The sequence below is a fragment of the uncultured Sphingomonas sp. genome (assembly GCF_937871615.1).
Taxonomy (GTDB): domain Bacteria; phylum Pseudomonadota; class Alphaproteobacteria; order Sphingomonadales; family Sphingomonadaceae; genus Sphingomonas.
The window spans coordinates 40,516-54,602 of sequence record NZ_CALMPA010000027.1; the positions used below are offsets into that span (position 1 = coordinate 40,516).

Genomic DNA, 14,087 nt, shown 5'->3' on the forward strand with positions numbered 1-14,087 from the left:
GTCCCGCGTCAAGTCGCGGCGATTGGCAGCGCGCCGGAACGCGGATAGAGCGTGGCGGATGGATCACGCTGATGTTCTAATCCTTGGCGGCGGGCTGGTTGGCGCGACGCTGGCGCTGGCGCTGGATCGCCATGGCCTGCGCACGATCGTTGTCGATCCCGCCGATCCGACGATCACGCTTTCCGTCGGCTTCGACGGGCGCGCCTCCGCCATCGCCAGTGCGAGCCACCGGATGCTGGAGGCGATCGGCGTGGCAAACGGCCTTGCGGGGCATGGCTGCGAGATCCGGCATATCCGGGTGAGCGACGGCCTTGCGCCGGGGAAGCTCGATTTCATCCCGGATCCGGAAGATGGCCCGCTCGGCACGATGTACGAGAACCGGCGTTTGCGGCTCGCGCTGGGTGAGGCGCTGGGCGAATCGACCGTCGATCTGCGGATGAAGACGCGCGCAACCCGGGTCGAGCGCGGCCCGCGCGGCGTTACCGCGACACTATCGTCGGGCGAGACGGTTACCGCGTCGCTGCTCGTCGCGGCGGAGGGGCGCAATTCGCCAACTCGCGCGGCGGCGGGCATTGAGGTCGCGCGCTGGAGCTACGATCACAGCGCGATCATCTCCGCCTTTCATCACGAGCGGTCGCACGGGGCGACGGCGTATGAAATCTTCTACCCTGCTGGCCCCTTCGCGCTGCTGCCGCTGGTCGATGACGAGATCGGCCACCGTTCCGCGATCGTCTGGACGGTGAAGGGGGCTGACGCGCCCGCGATGCTGAAGCTCGGGGATCGCGCCTTCCTCGCGGAGGCGGAAAAGCGGATGGGCGGCTTCCTCGGGCCGCTCTCTGCCGCCAGCGCGCGATCGAGCTATCCGCTGGGCTTTCATCACGCGGCGACGATCACCGCCGAACGGCTCGCGCTGGTCGGCGATGCGGCGCATGGCATTCACCCGATCGCGGGGCAGGGGCTCAATCTCGGCTTCCGTGATGTCGCCGCGCTGGTCGAGGTGCTGGTCGAAGGCCGGCGGCTTGGGCTGGAGGCGGGCGATGCGCAATTGCTCGATCGCTATCAACGCTGGCGCGGCCTCGACACGCTGATGGTGGCGGGCGCGACCGATACGCTCACGCGATTGTTTGGCGTGCCCGGTCGTGCGGCGAGCGCGATACGGCGGTTCGGGATATCCGCTGTCGATCGCATCGGGCCGCTGAAAGAGCGTTTCATGGCCGAAGCCCGCGGCGAGAGCGGGGCGCTCCCCAAGCTGTTGCAGGGCCTGACCGTTTAAGAGCGCTTCACGCCGCGAGCGGAAAGCGCAACAGGCGATCGTCGAGCGGCACCAGCGCCTCCGCCGCATCGCCCATCGCCCGCGCGATTTCCCGGTGGGTCGCGTCCAGCCCGCCGGTCAGTGCGCCGAACGCCGGCAATATCAGCTTGCGCCGGCTCGCGACGAAACAGCGCCGCGATACCAGCCGATCGCGTACCCGGACGCGCAATCGGGGGTGGAAATGGCCTGAAAGTTCGGGGCGCTGTTCGGCGGGATCGGCTTCGTGGCGCAGGATCAGCCCGTCAACCGATGCCTCGTCCATCACCGCGCCACCGCAGCGATCGGCATAGATGCGATCGTGATTGCCGGTGATCCATGTCCAGCGCACCCGCGCCACCAGCGCCGCCAGCAACCCCTGCGCCGGTGCCGGGAGACGCTCGCTGCCGGTGATATCATGGAAGCTGTCGCCAAGGCACCAGATCTCCCGCGCATCGGTCGCGTTCGCCAGCGCGGTGAGATCGCTGAGCGTCGCGATCGAATCATAGGGCGGCAGCATCTGGCCGGTGCCGGCGAAAAAGCTCGCTTTCTCCAGATGCAGGTCCGCGATGAGCAACGCCTGTCGCGCGGGCCAGAACAGCGCGCCCTCGGGCAGCGCGATCAGCTCATGGCCTGCGAACGAAAAGGGAACCATTGCGCCGCAATGCCGCAAGCCGGCGGCGCGATCAACCGGGGTGGATCAACGTCTGGCTCCGGCGGACCGCAAATGGCGGCCCGCCGCATCTCCCGTCCTAGCCGGCATAGGCCTTGACCAGATCGAACAGGTAATCACGCCCCTGATAGAGCGCGGATGCGCGAATCCGTTCGTCCAGCCCGTGGATGCCGTTCATATCCGGTTCGAGGACGATGCCCGGCGCGCCATAGATCGGCATCCCGATCTTGCCGAAGAATACAGCGTCGGTCGCGCCGGTCGACATCATCGGCAGCATCGGCGTGCCGGGAAAATATTTCGCCGCGATCGCCTTCATCGGGCCGACGATCTTCGGATCGAGCACCGGGGGCACCGCGACGGGACGGATAGGCTGGTTGGCGGTGACGGTTACCTTTGGCCCGGCCAGTTCCTTCAGCTTGGCGAGCGTGCCATCCACGGTCTCGCCGGGGAAAATGCGGCAGTTGACGTTGGCGGTGGCGCGTTGCGGGAGCGCATTCTCGGCATGGCCGGCATTGACCAATGTGGCGACGCAGGTGGTGCGCAGCGTGGAGTGCAGCAGCTTGTCCTGGCTGACGATCGCATCGGCCTGCTTGTCCGCGGGGTTGGCGAGCAAGCGGGTGATCGCATCCGCAACCGGCGCGGGCACCGCCTGCTTGGTCGCGGTGAAGAAGGCGCGGGTCGTATCGGTGAACTTCACCGGAAAATCATAACCCTGCACCGCGCGTAGCGCGTCATCGAGTTCGTAGATCGCGTTGTCCGGCGTCGGCGCGGAGCTGTGGCCGCCGGGGTTGGTGGCGGTGAAGGTGAAGTTCTGCGCCGCTTTCTCGCCGACCTGCACCGCGAGCAGTTCCGGCTTGCCGTTGGCGCCGAAGCGCCCGCCACCGCCCTCGTTGAGCCCGAATTCGCCGCTCACCAGATCGGGGCGATTGTCCGTCAGCCATTGCGCGCCGTTGAAGGCATAGGTGGTTTCCTCGCCGCAGGTCAGCGCCATCTTGATCGTGCGCTTGGGGTGAAAACCCTGTTGCTTGAAGCGGATCATCGAATCCGCCCACACCGATGACATCGCCTTGTCGTCAACCGTGCCGCGCCCGTAGTAAAAGCCGTTTTCTTCGATCAGCTTGAACGGATCGCGCTTCCAGTCCTCACGCTTGGCGGCGACAACGTCGATATGGCCGAGCAGCAACATTGGCTTGGCTTTCGCGTCCGATCCCTTGAGGATCGCGACCACGCCGCCGTCTTCGGGGTGCTCGGGAACCGAGAACAAGGTGATATCGGCATCGCTGTAACCGGCGGCCTTCAGCCGCGTCGCGATCTGGCTGGCGGCCTTGGTGCAACTTCCGACGCCAACGACCGTGTTGGTTTCGACCAGTTCCTTGTAGAGTGAGAAGAACGTCTTCTGATCGGGGCGATCCTGCGCTTCAGCAATAGCCGGGGCAAAACCCAGCGCCGCGATTCCAGCCAACAGCACAGCCCGCATTCATTCTCTCCACAACGATCAGAAGCCGATCGTTGCAGCGAAAGTTGCGTCGCGCAACTGTTTCAACTCGGCTGCGCGTTACGCGGCATGATGAAACGCACCTCGCGGTTGGCGAAGTCGATATCAATCCGCCGGAACAGCCTGAGCGCGTCCATGCCCAGCATCAGCGCCGGGCGCTTATCCAGCCCGAACGCCTTGAACGGCGGCGCGTCATTCTCGGCATAAGCGATCGGCATGTCGTTGATCGTCATGGAGCCGAGCTTGATCGTGTTGAGCGCGGTATAATTCACCGTCAGCGTCTCGCCCGTCACGCCGGTCAGCGTGATCGGAATGCCCTGCTTTCCATGGCGCATCACGGCGCGTTGCAGCGCATGATTGCCCATCGTCACCGCCGATCCGGTATCAATGATTACGCGCACACGTTCCCTCCCGACGGCGGCCTCGGTCACGACAAGCTGCCCCAGCAGGCTACGTGCCCGGACGACGATCTCATCGGGGTCGCGCGATTCGAACGAAGGGCGTCGCCGCGCAGGCGAGACGACCATCGACTGTTTGTCGAAATCAATCGCGAGCGTGTGTCCCTGCAGCGAATCGATCCCGAGCATTCCGGGCGCGCCAAGGAACCGCCCTTCGAGCGCGGGGGCCTCGATCCGTTCGCCGCCCAGCGCGCCGACCGTGATCGAAGGGATGACGACGGTGGAAACCTCGCTCACCCCGGTCATCGCCGTAACGCGCACGATCGGCCCGGCGGTAAGCCGCAGGAGGCCCGCAAGTTCGCGGCTGACCACGGTGCGCTGCGCCCCGGTGTCGATGATGAAGCGATACGGGCCGGCGCCGGCGATATGGACGGGAACCGTCATGCGTTCCCCGTTCGCGCCAAAGCTGAGCAGATCGCCCAGCGGCGGAACCGTTTCCGCCGGGGGGGTGGCGGGAGCCGGCTGCTGCACCGGGGATTGCGCCGCGAGGAGCAGCAGGAACGGCATGGCGAACATGCGTTTCATAAGAGGGAGGGTGCGCCCGATTCGGGCCTTTCGCAAGCGAATTCACGCGATCCGCATCGCATCCCGCGCAAGCGTTTCCGCCTCCAGCAGCAGCGCGTCGTCGGCATGGCCCGTCGCCACCAGTTCGCGTCCGATCAGCACGAGCACTGGTACGGCGAGGGGGGAGACGTGGGGCAATTGGACATGGAGCATCGTGGTGGGGGTGCGATTTAGGAGTGCGGCGAGGCGGCCTATATCGGACATTCGGGTGCGGGCGTCGGCCCAGGCGGCTTCCAGCAGGACATGTTCCGGCTCGTAGCGGCGGAGCACGTCGTAGATCAGGTCTGTGGAAAAAGTTACCTGTTTTCCGGTCTTTCGCTTGCCGGGATGCTGGCGCTCGACCAGCCCGCCGATCACCGCGACTTCGCGGAAGGCGCGCTTCAGCATGTGCGATCGCGAGACCCATTCGGCGAATTCATGTTCGAGGATATCGGGCGAGAACAGCGCCGCCGGATCGGCGACCGGATCGAGCGAATAGCACGCCAGCGCATAATCGGAAGCCACGAATCCCAATGGCTTAAGCCCCGCGCTCTCCATCCGCCGCGTGACGAGCATCCCAAGCGACTGGTGCGCGTTCCACCCTTCGAAACCATAAGCGACCAGATAATGCCGCCCTTCATGCGGGAAGGTTTCGACGAGGAGCTGATCGGGGCGGGGAAGCGCGGAGCGGCGGGCTTGGATTTCGAGCCACGTCCGAACATCTTCAGGGAAACGGTGCCATTCATCGCGCGTCGCGAGCAGCGCACGGACCCGTTCAGCGAGGTTCGTGGACAATGGCATCCGGCTGCCCCCGTAAGTGGGGATGCGCGCGGGCCGCGCGGTGGCGCGCACGACGAGATCCTCGCCCTCGATCTTCTCCACCTCAAGGCTCAACCCCGCGAAGAAGAACGTATCCCCCGGCGAGAGCGTGGCGGCGAACCCTTCCTCCACCCGCCCGAGCGCGCGCCCGTTCCTGAATCGCACGCTGAGCATCGTCGCCTCGACGATGATCCCGGCGTTCAGGCGATGCTGCGCGACGAATTTCGGATGCGCGACCCGCCAGCGCCCGCCCGGCTCCTTCGCCAGCCGGCGGAAACGATCATAAGCGCGCAGCGCATAGCCGCCATCGCTGACGAACGCGATCACCCGCGCGAAGGCGTCGGCATCGAGCGCGGCATAGGGCAATGCCGAGCGCACCTCATCGAGCAACGCCGCCTCATCGAACGGCGCGGCGCAGGCGCAGGCCATGATATGCTGCGCCAGCACGTCGAGCCCACCCGCGCGGAACGGCTCGCCATCCAGTTCCCCCGCCGCCACCGCGTCGATCGCGGCGCGCGCCTCAAGATATTCGAAGCGATTGCCCGGAACGATGATCGCCTCCGACGGCTCATCGAGCCGGTGGTTGCTGCGCCCGATCCGCTGGAGCAGCCGCGACGAGCCCTTGGGCGCCCCCATCTGGATCACGCAATCGACATCGCCCCAATCGACCCCGAGATCGAGGCTGGCGGTGGCGACGAGCGCGCGCAGCCGCCCGGCGGCCATCGCCCCCTCCACCTTCGCGCGCGCCTCTTTCTCAAGGCTGCCGTGGTGGATGCCGATCGGCAGCCGGAGCGCATTTTCCTTCCACAGATCCTGAAAGATGAGTTCGGCGAGGCTGCGCGTGTTGCAGAAGACGATCGTGGTGCGGTGCGTTTCGATCTCGGCCATCACCTGCCGCGCGGCATAGCGGCCCGAATGCCCCGCCCATGGCACCTCATCCTCGGGCAGCAGGATCGCGATATCGGGATCGGCGCCCATATCGCCCTTCACCAGCGCCACCGCGCCGATATCGCCATCGGGGGCGAGCCACGCGCGATAATCATCCGGCGCCGCCACCGTGGCGGAGAGCGCGACGCGGCGGCAATCGGGCGCGATCCGTTGCAGCCGCGCCATCGCCAGCGCGAGCAGATCGCCGCGCTTGCCGCTGGCGAAGGCGTGAACCTCGTCGATCACGATCGTCTTCAGCCCGGCGAACATCAGGAAACTGTCTGGATAGGAGAGCAGGAGCGAGAGCGATTCGGGCGTCGTCAGCAGAATTTGCGGCGGGCGCACGCGCTGCCGCGCCTTGCGATCCGACGGCGTATCCCCGGTGCGCGTTTCGACGCGGATATCCAGCCCCATTTCGTCGATTGGCGTCATGAGATTACGCTGGATATCGACCGCGAGCGCCTTCAGCGGGGAGACATAGAGCGTGTGCAGCCCGTCCGCCGGATGCTCGATCAGCTCGGCGAGCGTCGGCAGGAACCCCGCGAGCGTCTTGCCCGCGCCGGTCGCCGCGACGAGCAGCGCATGGCGCCCGGCGCGCGCCGCCGCCAGCATCGCGCGCTGATGCCGGCGCGGCGCCCAGCCACGACGGGCGAACCATAAGGCGAGCGGGGCGGGGAGGGCGGGGGAATCGACCACGAAGCCGCAATATGGCGCCGACCGGACAGCGAGCGCCAGAGGGGAGGGCGAAGCGGTTGGGCGAGGTTCGGCATGATCGGCGCGGGGATGCGATATCGGCGGCGGCGGACGGCGCTTCGCTACGCCTGAAACGGGGTGGCCTGCGGCGCGGCGCTCACTCCGCCGCGCGTGGCGCCTCCAATGGCATCCACGGCAGCGCATGGCCCGCGGCGCGCTCGGCGTGCTTGCGTTGTTCGCGCACCTCCAGCCCCAGCGTGAACAGCATCGTCGGGGTGTCGCGAAAGCGGCTGGGCGGCATATCGAGGAACGTGCGGAACTCGCGGTTGAGATGCGAGGCGTCGTAGAAGCGCAGCAGCGCCTGTTCGCCGTCCGCCGCCGGGCACAGGCCGCGCAGCATCGCGGCCATGTCGAGAAAGCGGCCACGGCGCAGGATCGTCTTGGGCGGGTGGCCGAAATGCGCGCGGACGTGGCGATCGAGCCGGCGCGGGAGCATCCCCAGTTCGCACGCGATATCGTTGACCGCGCGAGACGGATCGAGCCGGCTGATCGCCTCGAACCGCTCAAGCGCGGGGTCGATCGTCACCGCGCGTTCACGGATGCGATCGCGCACCACCTGTTCGAGCCGCGCGAATGTCTGCTCGGTCTGGTAAATGTCCTCGCACGCCCAGCGCAGCGCCTCGCCCCAGGCGCCGTCGATCGGATCGAGCCGATCCGCGACGCAATGCGCGGGCACGTCCGAAAAGGCGAACCATGCCGCCGGGCGCATCGCGAAGCCCGCGACGATGATCGGGCCGGTGCAGCGCACCGGCAAACACCGGCGCTGCGCCCCGAAGATCAGCGGGCCTTCGCACGGGGTCCATTGGCCGCCGGCCTGGCTTTCCCACCGGCCGACCACCGGCACGCGGATATAGCCGGTTTCCTGGAGCAGGAAGCTTTCGAATGGCGAATCGTCCGCGCGCTCGATGATGAGCAGGAAAAACCGCGCGACGAACCGGGCGAGATCGGCGGGCGGGGTCCGGCTGAGCAACAGCGGATGCCCGTCATGCGAAGTGGCGGTGCGCGGGTTGCGACCCATGCTTCAATCACTATGCTTTTTTCCCGTGTGCGGCAATCGGGTGCGCGCGCTCAATAAGCCGTCTGCCCCACCACATTGCCGGGCGGCCAATAGCGGCAGGCGAGGAAATCATCGCGGCGGTTTGACGCCATGGCGCAGCCGATCCGGCGTGTCCCGCGCCAGACGATCTGGCTGTAGTGCGATGCGTCCTGCCAGCGCCCGGTGGTGCTGAAGCCGGGGGTGGCGGCGTTGACGTAGTAACGGCGCTCGCCCAGCCAATGGCCGAGCATCTCGTCATAGCGATAGGCCGCGCGCGTGCCGGTCCACAGATTCTCGCCCTGCCGCCCCGGCCCCTGCGGCTGTTCGGCATGGGCGAAGCGCCCGGTGGCCGCCATTTCATTGGCATAGCCGCGCGCGGCGGCGGCGAGATCGTCGTCCCACACCAATGGCGGCAGGCGAAGCGCGGCGCGTTCCCGATTGTGCCCGCCCAGCATCACGGATTTGAGCAGCGCCGGCCCGCGCTCGGCGGGAACGTCGGAAATGCGCGGCTCCACGATGCGCGGCGGGCGATGATCGCAGGCGGCGAGCGCGAGGGCGAGCAGCAGGGGGAGCGCGAAAAGGTGGCCTTTGGCTGGCATCATCGCCATATCGCCCCGCGCATGGCCGACGACAACTCCCTCGCGCTTTACGTCCACTGGCCGTTCTGCGTTTCCAAATGCCCTTATTGCGATTTCAACAGCCATGTCCGCGCACGCGTGGATCAGGCGGCATGGCGCGCGGCGCTGCTCGCCGATCTCGCGCATGAGGCGGCGGCATTGCCGGGGCGGCGCGTCAGCTCGATCTTCTTCGGCGGGGGCACGCCATCGCTGATGCCGCCCGAAACGGTGGCGGCGGTGATCGACGCGGCGGACGCGGCATGGGGGCTGGAGGCCGACGCGGAGATCACGCTGGAGGCGAACCCCTCATCGGTGGAGGCGGCGCGGTTCGGCGATATCGCGCGCGCCGGGGTCAATCGCGTCTCGCTCGGGCTGCAGGCGCTCGATGATGCGGCGCTGCGTTTCCTCGGACGGGCGCATGACGTGGACGAAGGCCTCAACGCACTCGATACCGCGCAGCGCGCGTTCGCGCGGGTGAGCTTCGATCTGATCTATGCCCGGCCGGGGCAGGGGATGGACGAATGGGCGCGCGAACTGGCCCGTGCGCTCGCCTTCGGCACCGAGCATCTCTCGCTCTATCAGCTCACGATCGAGCCGGGGACGCGCTTCGCGACCGAAGCGGCGGCAGGGCGGCTGACGATCCCCGATGGCGATGCGGCGGCGGACCTTTATGACCTCACCCGCGCGCTGACCTCCGCCGCCGGGCAGCCCCCTTACGAAATCTCGAACCACGCGCGCGCCGGGGCTGAGAGCCGCCACAATCTCGCTTACTGGCGCTATCGCGATTACGCGGGAATCGGGCCGGGCGCGCACGGGCGGCGACTGGGCACCGCGACGCAGCGGCGGCGCAAGCCCGAGAACTGGCTCACCGCGATCGCGCGCAACGGCCATGGCATCGAACAGGAGGAGGCGCTCCCCCCCGCGATCCAGGCGCAGGAGGCGCTGCTGATGGGGCTGCGGCTGGCGGAAGGGGTGGACCTCGCCCGCATCGCGCGGCTGGGCGGGCGACCGATCGCGGAACTGGTCGATCTGGACGCGGTGGCGCGGCTGGCGGGGATGGTGGCGCATGAGGGCGACCGGCTGGCCGTGCTGCCGGCGGGCATGTTGCTGCTCGACGCGATCCTGCCCGCGATCGTGCGCGCGGGGGAGGCCTGAGCGCGCGCCTCGCCATTGGACCCGTGCCAGCCCGCAAATGGCGGCTTTTCGTGTTTCTGATGTGTCGCGAACCGGGGCCGCGAGAAGCCACCGCTTTCGGCGCGATCCGGCCCGAACGCGACCGGCCCCAGGGGTCGGGCGAATTGCCCCCGGCCTTGTGCCGCGCGCCGCAGACGCGGTGCCTGCCCCGCCCGGCGGCACCGGCCCTAGGCCAGAGGAAGCGGGTGGCGCGGATCGGTGCGCTTATTTGTCGAAGCCGGTGGGCGCGGGCGAGACGACGATCGTGCCGCCGTCCTTGATCTCCTGCACCTCAAGCGCGCGATCCGCCACGCCATCGCGCCCGAAGCGGAAGGCGCCGTCGATCCCGGCATAGCCCTCGCCCGAGCGCAGCCGCGCTTCGGGGAAGGGCGCGCCGATCCGCCAATCCCGCGCGATCCGCACCGTGAGCAGCACCGAATCATAGCCAAGGCTCGACAGGCGATACGGCGCGGTGCCGAAGCGCGCGCGATATTTGGTGGCATATTGGCGATACAGCCCGTTCGACACGCTGGCGAACCACGCGCCATCCAGCCCGCCGCGCCCGGCGAGGCCATTGTCGGAATTCCACAATTCGGTGCCGAGGATGCGCACCGACGGGCTTTGCCGGCGCACCAGCGGCGCACCGGCGGCGGCGGCGTTGCCGCTGTCGGCGATCAGCACCGCATCGAACGGCGCATCCTTCGCCATCCGCCCCACCGCCGCCGTCATCGCCGCGCCCGAGCGATCATAGGTTTGCAGCGAGAGCACCTTGCCGCCGCTGCTCTCCACCGCGCGCAGGAAGGTGGTGGAAGCGCGCGTGCCGTAAAGCGAATTGGGGATCAGCCCGCCGAAATTGGTGACGCCGCGGCTGCGCGCATAAGCGACGACGCGCTCGATCGACTGGCCCGGTGTATAGCCCATCAGATAGACGCCATCGCCCGCCACCGAGACATCGTTGGAATAGGACAGCACGGGGATTTTCGCCGCGCGCGCGATCGGGGTGATCGCGCGCACATCCTCCGCCAGCAGCGGGCCGAGGATGAGCTGCGCGCCATCGGCGATCGCGCGCCTGGCGGCATTGGCGGCGCCGGTCGCGGTATCGTAACTGGTGATCCGCACCTTGTCGTTGCGCGAATCGAGCAGGGCGAGCTGGGTGGCGTTGGCAAGGCTCTTGCCCACGCCCGCGTTGGTGCCGGTGAGCGGCACGAGCAGCGCGACGCGATTGCGCGCGGTGTCATGCGGAAGCCCGGCCTGCACCTCGGTTTCGGCAGGCGGCGGCGGGGCCTTTTGCACCGGCGGCGGGGCGGGGCCGCGCGGCACCACCGTCTGGCACGCGCCGAGCAGCAGCGCGCCGGCAATCGCCGCCACGCGGAATATGCCGCGTGCCCGTTGCGGCATGGTCATCGCTTCTGCCATGAAACCCCTCGTGAATTCACTATCCCCCGGCCTCTACATCGTCGCGACCCCGATCGGCAATCTTGCTGACCTATCCCCGCGCGCCGCGCAGGTGCTGGCGCAGGCCGATCTGATCGCGGTGGAGGATACCCGCGTCACCGCCACGCTGTTGCGCCATATCGCGGCGAAGCGCCCGATGCAGGCCTATCACGATCACAATGCCGATGCGGTGCGCCCCGCGCTGATCGCGCGGATGGGGCGCGAGGCGATCGCGCTGGTTTCCGACGCGGGGACGCCGTTGATTTCCGATCCGGGATACAAATTGGTGCGCGATGCGCGCGCGGCGGGGCATCAGGTGGTGACGATCCCCGGCCCGTGCGCCGCGATCGCCGCGCTGACGCTGGCCGGGCTGCCGACCGATCGCTTCCTGTTCATGGGCTTCCTCCCCGCCAAACAGGGCGCGAAGGCGGCGGCGATCGCGGAGGTGGCGGCGATCCGCGCGACCTTGGTGTTCTACGAAAGCGGGCCGCGCCTCGCCGCGACGCTCGCCGCGCTGGCCGACGGATTGGGCGATCGCGAGGCGGCGGTGACGCGCGAGATCACCAAGAAATTCGAGGAAGCGGTGACGGGCACGCTCGCCACGCTCGCCGCGCGTTATGCCGATGCCCCGCCCAAGGGCGAGATCGTCATCGTCGTCGGCCCGCCGGGCGAGGCGCCGCCCGCGAGCGCCGAAGATGCCGATGCCGCGCTGGCCGAGGCGCTGACCCGCCTGCCGGTATCGAAGGCGGCGGGGGAAGTGGCGAAGCGGCTCGGGCTGGATCGCAAGGCGCTTTATGCGCGGGCGATGGAGCTTAAAGGGTGAGCGACACGCGCGCCGCCGCCGAGGCCGCCGGGCGGCGTGGGGAGCGGCTGGCGGCGTGGTGGCTTCGCCTCAAGGGCTGGAAAGTGGTGGCGCGGCGCGTGCGCACCCCGGCGGGGGAGGTCGATCTGGTGGCGAAGCGCGCGGGCCTTGTCGCCTTCGTTGAGGTGAAGATGCGGGCGCACGCCGCCGATCTCGATTTCGCGATCGACGCACGGCGGCTGGCGCGGGTGGCGGCGGCGGCGGAATATCTGATGCCGGCCTATGCCACCGATGGCGAGGATATCCGCGTCGACGTGATCCTCCTCGCGCCGGGGCAACGGCCACGGCATATCGAGAATGCGTGGATCGGGTGAGGCGCAGGCGGCACGCGGATAGCAAGGCTATCCGCGAGACCGCCCAGCCCGGCCGGCGGATCGCGCCAGCGAACCCGTCCGACGACGCGGGCTTCGCCCGCGGCGGGGCGCCATGCGGGGTGACGCAGAGGATCAGACTGCCTACATCGCCCTTCGCCCGCAGCTCATTGGGATAATCGCATGACCCTCACCGTCGCCGTCCAGATGGACCCCATTGAAACGATCAATATCGCGGGCGATTCGAGCTTCGCGCTGATGCTCGCCGCGCAGGCGCGCGGGCACCGTGTGTTTCATTATGCGCCGGGCGATCTCAACTGGTCCGACGGGCATTTGTGGACGCGCGCCCGCCCGGTGACGGTGCAGCGCGTGGTGGGCGATCATTTCCGCTTCGGCGAGCCTGTGCGGCTCGATCTGGGGGAGGAGGCGGATGTGGTGCTGATGCGGCAGGATCCGCCGTTCGACCTTGGCTATATCACCGCGACGCATCTGCTCGATCGGATCGCCGGGCGCACCTTGGTGGTCAACGATCCGGCGAGCGTGCGCAATGCGCCCGAAAAGCTGTTCGTGCTCGATTATCCGCAATTCATGCCGCCGACGCTGGTGACGCGCAGCCTGGATGAGGCGCGCGCCTTCCTTGCCGAACATGGCGAGATCGTCATCAAGCCGGTCCATGGCTTCGCCGGATCGGCGGTGTTCCGCATCGGGCGCGACGCGGGCAATCTCGCCGCATTGGTCGAATTGTTCGGGCAAAGCTGGCGCGAGCCGTTCATCGTGCAGGCGTTCCTCCCGGCGGTTTCGGGGGGCGACAAGCGGATCGTGCTGGTCGATGGCGAAGTCGCGGGCGCGATCAACCGGCTGCCGGGCGCGGGCGAGTTCCGCTCGAACCTTGCCGCCGGGGGCACCGCGGCGCGGACCGAACTGACACCGCGCGAGCGCGAGATCTGCGCCGCGCTCGGGCCGGAGCTGAAGAAGCGCGGGCTGATCTTCGTCGGCATCGACGTGATCGGCGGCGAATGGCTGACCGAGATCAACGTCACCTCGCCGACCGGGATCGTCGCGATCGAGCGATTCGACGGGACGGACGTGAGCGCGATGATCTGGGACGCGATCGAGCGCAGGCTCGCCCGCTGAAGCGCGAGCTGGTGCTCGATCGCGGCGCTCGATCCGGACGGCGGGTCGCGCGAGCGAACCCGTCCGACGACACGGGCTTGGCCGCGTCGGGCCACCGCCAGACCGCCACGCCCCTTCACCGTCATTCCCGCGAAGGCGGGAATCCATTCATACTGGCCCTGGCGATAGAGTCGCCGCGATAGCGCATCTGGATTCCCGCCTTCGCGGGAATGACGGCGGAGCCTTGGCCCGCCGCGGCGAAGCCGCGCCGTCGGACGGGCGCGGGACGCCCGCCGGCCGGGGCGGACGCTGCGCCTAGGGCGCATCGGCCCGGTCGTTAACGACCAGGCCTGCGTCCGCCCGTGGGTGCGCATTCCGGTACACATCGAGCAGATGCGCGGCATCCACGGCGGTATAAACCTGCGTCGAACTTAGGCTCGCGTGGCCGAGCAGCTCCTGCAGCGCGCGCAGATCGGCGCCGCGCCCGAGCAGATGCGTCGCGAAGCTGTGGCGCAGCGCGTGCGGCGTGGTGCGTTCCGACAGCCCGAGCCGCCCGCGCGCCGCGCGCACCGCGACGCGGACGAC

At 68.4% G+C, this 14,087-nt stretch carries 13 protein-coding genes; 5 read left to right on the forward strand and 8 right to left on the reverse strand.

Annotation, left to right across the window (positions count from 1 at the left end; genetic code table 11):
* Positions 1-58: 58 nt before the first annotated feature.
* Positions 59-1,273, forward strand: a complete 1,215-nt coding sequence (locus Q0316_RS07915; RefSeq protein ID WP_298671109.1) for a UbiH/UbiF/VisC/COQ6 family ubiquinone biosynthesis hydroxylase — start codon at positions 59-61, stop codon at positions 1,271-1,273.
* A 7-nt stretch (positions 1,274-1,280) separates the two neighbouring features.
* Here Q0316_RS07915 and pdeM read toward each other — a convergent pair whose 3' ends face one another.
* The 6 genes from pdeM to Q0316_RS07945 form a co-directional block, all read right to left on the reverse strand.
* Positions 1,281-1,943 carry a ligase-associated DNA damage response endonuclease PdeM gene (pdeM, locus tag Q0316_RS07920; protein WP_298671110.1) on the reverse strand — a complete coding sequence of 221 codons (663 nt, stop codon included), beginning with the start codon at positions 1,941-1,943 and terminating at the stop codon, positions 1,281-1,283.
* Positions 1,944-2,040: 97 nt separating this feature from the next.
* Positions 2,041-3,438, reverse strand: coding sequence for a M20/M25/M40 family metallo-hydrolase (locus Q0316_RS07925; protein ID WP_298671112.1), 1,398 nt, complete (start codon positions 3,436-3,438; stop codon positions 2,041-2,043).
* Between the two features lie 62 nt (positions 3,439-3,500).
* Positions 3,501-4,439, reverse strand: a complete 939-nt coding sequence (locus tag Q0316_RS07930) for an aspartyl protease family protein (protein WP_298671113.1) — start codon at positions 4,437-4,439, stop codon at positions 3,501-3,503.
* Between the two features lie 42 nt (positions 4,440-4,481).
* Entirely contained in the window at positions 4,482-6,899 is a 2,418-nt protein-coding gene (locus tag Q0316_RS07935) for a ligase-associated DNA damage response DEXH box helicase (RefSeq protein ID WP_298671115.1), read from the reverse strand.
* 154 nt (positions 6,900-7,053) lie between these two features.
* Positions 7,054-7,974 carry a helix-turn-helix domain-containing protein gene (locus Q0316_RS07940; RefSeq protein ID WP_298671117.1) on the reverse strand — a complete coding sequence of 307 codons (921 nt, stop codon included), beginning with the start codon at positions 7,972-7,974 and terminating at the stop codon, positions 7,054-7,056.
* Between the two features lie 50 nt (positions 7,975-8,024).
* On the reverse strand, positions 8,025-8,594 hold the full coding sequence (locus Q0316_RS07945) for a CAP domain-containing protein (RefSeq protein ID WP_298671119.1): 570 nt from the start codon (positions 8,592-8,594) through the stop codon (positions 8,025-8,027).
* 18 nt (positions 8,595-8,612) lie between these two features.
* Here Q0316_RS07945 and hemW point away from each other — a divergent pair, with 18 nt between their 5' ends.
* Entirely contained in the window at positions 8,613-9,764 is a 1,152-nt protein-coding gene (gene hemW, locus Q0316_RS07950) for a radical SAM family heme chaperone HemW (protein WP_298671120.1), read from the forward strand.
* A 243-nt stretch (positions 9,765-10,007) separates the two neighbouring features.
* Here hemW and Q0316_RS07955 read toward each other — a convergent pair whose 3' ends face one another.
* The gene (locus tag Q0316_RS07955; RefSeq protein ID WP_298671122.1) at positions 10,008-11,198 is read right to left on the reverse strand and encodes a penicillin-binding protein activator; all 1,191 of its coding nucleotides are present in this window, start codon (positions 11,196-11,198) and stop codon (positions 10,008-10,010) included.
* On the opposite strand from Q0316_RS07955, the gene rsmI reads away from it, so the two are divergent.
* The 3 genes from rsmI to gshB all read left to right on the forward strand — a co-directional run bounded on the left by rsmI (position 11,197) and on the right by gshB (position 13,523).
* Complete coding sequence (rsmI, locus tag Q0316_RS07960; RefSeq protein WP_298671124.1) at positions 11,197-12,039, forward strand: 16S rRNA (cytidine(1402)-2'-O)-methyltransferase; 843 nt, start codon at positions 11,197-11,199, stop codon at positions 12,037-12,039. The two genes, Q0316_RS07955 and rsmI, sit on opposite strands and share 2 nt — an antisense overlap.
* Positions 12,036-12,392: a YraN family protein gene (locus tag Q0316_RS07965; protein WP_298671126.1), complete on the forward strand. Its 357-nt coding sequence runs from the start codon at positions 12,036-12,038 to the stop codon at positions 12,390-12,392. Before rsmI ends, Q0316_RS07965 begins: the two co-directional genes overlap by 4 nt.
* A 180-nt stretch (positions 12,393-12,572) precedes the next feature.
* Positions 12,573-13,523, forward strand: a complete 951-nt coding sequence (gshB, locus tag Q0316_RS07970; protein WP_298671128.1) for a glutathione synthase — start codon at positions 12,573-12,575, stop codon at positions 13,521-13,523.
* 294 nt (positions 13,524-13,817) lie between these two features.
* Here gshB and Q0316_RS07975 read toward each other — a convergent pair.
* Positions 13,818-14,087, reverse strand: a 270-nt coding sequence (locus tag Q0316_RS07975; protein ID WP_298671129.1) for a tyrosine-type recombinase/integrase, incomplete at its 5' end; no start/stop codon positions are given.

Excerpts from the sequence above, each read along its gene's own strand:
- Q0316_RS07915 (WP_298671109.1), top strand. The coding sequence starts at position 59 with ATGGATCACGCTGATGTTCTAATCCTTGGCGGCGGGCTGGTTGGCGCG.
- pdeM (WP_298671110.1), bottom strand. The coding sequence starts at position 1,943 with ATGGTTCCCTTTTCGTTCGCAGGCCATGAGCTGATCGCGCTGCCCGAG.
- Q0316_RS07925 (WP_298671112.1), bottom strand. The coding sequence starts at position 3,438 with ATGCGGGCTGTGCTGTTGGCTGGAATCGCGGCGCTGGGTTTTGCCCCG.
- Q0316_RS07930 (WP_298671113.1), bottom strand. The coding sequence starts at position 4,439 with ATGAAACGCATGTTCGCCATGCCGTTCCTGCTGCTCCTCGCGGCGCAA.
- Q0316_RS07940 (WP_298671117.1), bottom strand. The coding sequence starts at position 7,974 with ATGGGTCGCAACCCGCGCACCGCCACTTCGCATGACGGGCATCCGCTG.
- Q0316_RS07945 (WP_298671119.1), bottom strand. The coding sequence starts at position 8,594 with ATGATGCCAGCCAAAGGCCACCTTTTCGCGCTCCCCCTGCTGCTCGCC.
- hemW (WP_298671120.1), top strand. The coding sequence starts at position 8,613 with ATGGCCGACGACAACTCCCTCGCGCTTTACGTCCACTGGCCGTTCTGC.
- rsmI (WP_298671124.1), top strand. The coding sequence starts at position 11,197 with ATGAAACCCCTCGTGAATTCACTATCCCCCGGCCTCTACATCGTCGCG.
- Q0316_RS07955 (WP_298671122.1), bottom strand. The coding sequence starts at position 11,198 with ATGGCAGAAGCGATGACCATGCCGCAACGGGCACGCGGCATATTCCGC.
- gshB (WP_298671128.1), top strand. The coding sequence starts at position 12,573 with ATGACCCTCACCGTCGCCGTCCAGATGGACCCCATTGAAACGATCAAT.